This is a genomic window from Streptomyces sp. NPDC059853 (genome assembly GCF_042731495.1).
Classification (GTDB): Bacteria; Actinomycetota; Actinomycetes; order Streptomycetales; family Streptomycetaceae; genus Streptomyces.
In genome coordinates, this window is the sequence record NZ_JBHWJL010000422.1 from 1 (window position 1) to 3,273 (window position 3,273).

The 3,273-nt window shown below is 74.9% G+C and carries 3 protein-coding genes and 1 pseudogene; 1 reads left to right on the plus strand and 3 read right to left on the minus strand.

The features are described from left to right. The coding region (locus tag ACFV5N_RS26095; protein ID WP_385604485.1) for an MMPL family transporter at window positions 1-1,422 on the minus strand (1,422 nt) is incomplete at its 3' end. Between the two features lie 156 nt (window positions 1,423-1,578). Here ACFV5N_RS26095 and ACFV5N_RS26100 point away from each other — a divergent pair. Beyond that, window positions 1,579-2,067 (plus strand): MarR family winged helix-turn-helix transcriptional regulator, encoded by a 489-nt coding sequence (locus ACFV5N_RS26100; protein WP_385604491.1) that lies wholly within the window; start codon window positions 1,579-1,581, stop codon window positions 2,065-2,067. A gap of 108 nt (window positions 2,068-2,175) precedes the next feature. Here ACFV5N_RS26100 and ACFV5N_RS26105 read toward each other — a convergent pair whose 3' ends face one another. Together ACFV5N_RS26105 and ACFV5N_RS26110 are read right to left on the minus strand one after the other, a co-directional pair. Beyond that, window positions 2,176-2,958, minus strand: coding sequence for an SDR family NAD(P)-dependent oxidoreductase (locus ACFV5N_RS26105; RefSeq protein ID WP_385604488.1), 783 nt, complete (start codon window positions 2,956-2,958; stop codon window positions 2,176-2,178). Continuing rightward, window positions 2,955-3,273: pseudogene (locus ACFV5N_RS26110) on the minus strand (TetR family transcriptional regulator); the annotation flags it as partial. The gene ACFV5N_RS26105 and the pseudogene ACFV5N_RS26110, both read right to left, overlap by 4 nt.

Sequence of the window (3,273 nt, forward strand, 5' to 3'; positions counted from 1 at the left end):
GGCCAGGGTGGCTTCGATGCGGACCGTGCCGTCGACGACCAGCGGCGGCCCGCCCCCGGGGCGTCCGGAGGCGGTGACCGGCGCGGCGGAGGCGACGCCGTCGGTCGCCTCGGCCGCCGCCGTCACCTCGGCGGCGTGTCCGGCGTCGGCGAGGATCACGGCCGGGTTGCCGGAGCCGCCGGGGAAGTGCTCGCCGAGCACCTGCTGGGCGGTGACGGACGGCGCGTCACCCACGAAGATCTCGTCCAGCGGTGTCCCGCGGGAGTCGAGGGTGGGGGAGAGGGCGGCGAAGCCGGCCAGCAGCAGGGCGGTGGTGACCCAGACCCGGCGCGGCCTGCGGTCCACCAGCGCGGCCACCCGCCGCCAGACGCCGCGGCCCTCGGTGCCGCCGGGCACCGGCCTGGGCGTGGCGGGCCAGTAGGCGGCGCGGCCGAGCAGGGCCAGCACGGCGGGCAGGAAGGTGAGGGTGCTCAGCACCGCGCAGGCGATGCCGATGGCACCGACCGGGCCCAGCGCCCGGTTGTTGGTGAGGCCGCTGGCCAGCAGGGCCAGCAGTCCGAGCCCGACGGTGCCGGCGCTGGCGACGATCGCGCCGCCGGAGCGCCGTACCGCGGCCAGGGCGGCGGCACCGGGGTGTTCGGCGGTGGTCACCTCCTCCCGGTAGCGGGCGGCGAGCAGCAGCGCGTAGTCGGTGGCCGCGCCGATGACCAGGATGAACAGGATGCCCTGCACCTGCCCGTCCACCCGCAGTACCTCCCGGTCGGCGAGCGCGTACACCACGGCGCACGCCAGGCAGAGGGCGAGGACGGAGCCGGTGATGATCACCAGGGGCAGCAGCACACTGCGGTAGACCAGCAGCAGGATGACGAGCACGGTGGTGAGCGCGACCCCCAGCAGCAGCCCGTCGATGCCGGCGAAGGCTTCCGACAGGTCCTCCTGGCTGGCGGCCGGTCCGGCGAGGACGGCGGTGGTGCCCGGCACCCCGTCGGCCGCGTCCCGGAGCGCGGTCATGGCCGCGGAGCGGGTCTCGTCGTCGGCGCCGGCCGCCAGGGGGACCACGCTCTGCAGCGCCCGGCCGTCCTCGGAGACGAGGGCGGGGGAGGGCGGGCCCGCGACGCCGGGCCGCCCCTCCAGCGCGGCCATCGCCGCGGTGGCGGCCCGCTGGTGGGCGTCGGCGCGGTCACCGGCGTCGTCGACGGTCCAGACGACGATGGCCGGGACCGTCTCCGACCGGTCGAAGGCGCGGCCCGCCTCCAGGACCCGGGTGGACTCCGCGTCCTGGGGGAGGAAGGCGGCCTGGTCGTTGGTGGCGACCTCGCCGATCTTGCCGGCGAACGGGCCGAGCCCGCCTCCGACGGCCAGCCAGGCGACGACGGCCAGGGCCGGGAACAGCCATCTGGCCCAGGGCTGGGTGCCCCTCATGTGTACCTCAGCATCGTGGAAGGAATGGCTCGCCCGGAAAGTATCTCGATGAGCGAGTATCTCGATGAGTCAGGGTACCGGTCGGCTGGGGGGCCTATCCTGTGGGGTGTGTCAGTTGCCTCCACCCCCGGTCCGCCATCCCCCGAGGACACCGGATTGCAGACCTTCGCCGTGCTGCTGCGCCGGATGAACGGCGAGTTCAATCGCATCGCCCAGGAGTTCGCCCAGGCCCAGGGGCTCCATCTCACCGATGTGCAGGCGCTGATCGCGATCCTGGACGCCGGCTGGGACGGCGGCGACACGCCCATGACGCCCGGCGTCCTGCGCAGCCGGCTGCGGCTCACCTCCGCCGCGATGACCGCCTGCCTCGACCGGCTGGAGCGCGCCGGCCACGTACGGCGCGAACGCTCCGTCAGCGACCGCCGCGTCGTCCACCTGCACTACGCCGAGCCGGCCAAGGACGTGGCCCGCGCGTACTTCCGGCCGCTGGCGCACAGTACGGAGGCGGCCCGCGCCCGGTTCAGCGACGACGAACTCCGCGTCGTCCTGCGCTTCCTGGACGCCATGAACGACGAACTGCACCGCCTGCACCACACCGCCGGCCCGGGAGAGGGGACCGGGCGCGGGACACGGGCAGCGCCGTGACACCGTGACAGGCCCCGCCGGTACGCGGTCCGGGCCGGGCCCGAGTCGGCGCGGGGGAAGACGCCCCCGGGGGCCGGGTGCCGGGCCGGTGGCGGCCCGGCACCGGGCTCAGACGGCGGTGTAGCCGCCGTCCACCAGGTGGTAGCTGCCGTGCACGAAGGAGGCGCGCGGGGACAGCAGGAACGCGATCAGCTCGGCGACCTCCTCGCTCGTGCCCAGCCGCCCCACCGGGTGCAGACCGACCAGGCCCTCGTACTGGGCGCGGTCCATCTCCTGCAGCAGCGGGGTCTCGATGAACCCGGGACCGACCGCGTTGACCCGGATGTCCTTGGCCGCGTACTCGGCGGCGGCGGTCTTCGTCAGACCGACCACACCGTGCTTGGCCGCGACATACGCGGACGAGCCGGGGGAGGCGACGCTGCCCAGGATCGAGGCGACGTTCACGATCGCCCCGCCGCTGCCGGCCGTCTCGATGGCGGGCAGTTCGTAGCGCAGGCAGTGGAAGACACCGTCCAGATTGGTGCGCACGACCCGGTGGTAGGCGTCCAGGTCGTACTCCCCGGTGGGCGCGACGGGGCCGGCGATCCCGGCGTTGTTGACGGCCAGATGCAGAGCGCCGAACGTCTCGACGGCGAAGGCCACCCCGTCCCGGACCGAGGCGGGGTCCGTGACGTCCATGGCCACGGCGGCGGCGGAGAAGCCCTCGGCGCGCAGCGCGGCGGCGGCTTCCTCGGCGCCCTCGGCGCGGTAGTCGGCGACGACGACGTCGGCGCCCCCGGCCGCCAGCCGGCGGGCGGTGGCCAGGCCGATGCCGGAGGCGGCACCGGTCACCAGGACGGTCCGGCCGCTGAACTCGGTGGCGTAGTCGGGTACGGGAGAGGTGGTGCTCATGATGCGGTTCGCTTTCTTCGTGCGGATTCAGCCTCATGGGCCGCGGCGTGCGCCGCCTCCGCCATGAGGGCGTCGTAGGACCGCTCCACCAGCGCGGCCAGATCGTCCACGGCGGCCGACCCGGCCCACATCCGCAGGGCGGCGGTCAGCACGGCGGCGGCCGCGTCGACCGCGACCGCGGGCCGGGGGTCGCGGGCGGCGTCCACCCCGAGACGGTCGGCCACGATGGCGAGGGACTCCGCCTGGGCGTCGACCCGGATGCGCTGGTAGGCGCCGAACAGCGCGGGATCGCTGTCCAGGAGGGCCAGCAGTCTG

What these genes read in the sequence shown, in the direction of transcription:
- ACFV5N_RS26105 (WP_385604488.1), bottom strand. Translation starts at nt 2,958, where the DNA reads ATGAGCACCACCTCTCCCGTACCCGACTACGCCACCGAGTTCAGCGGC.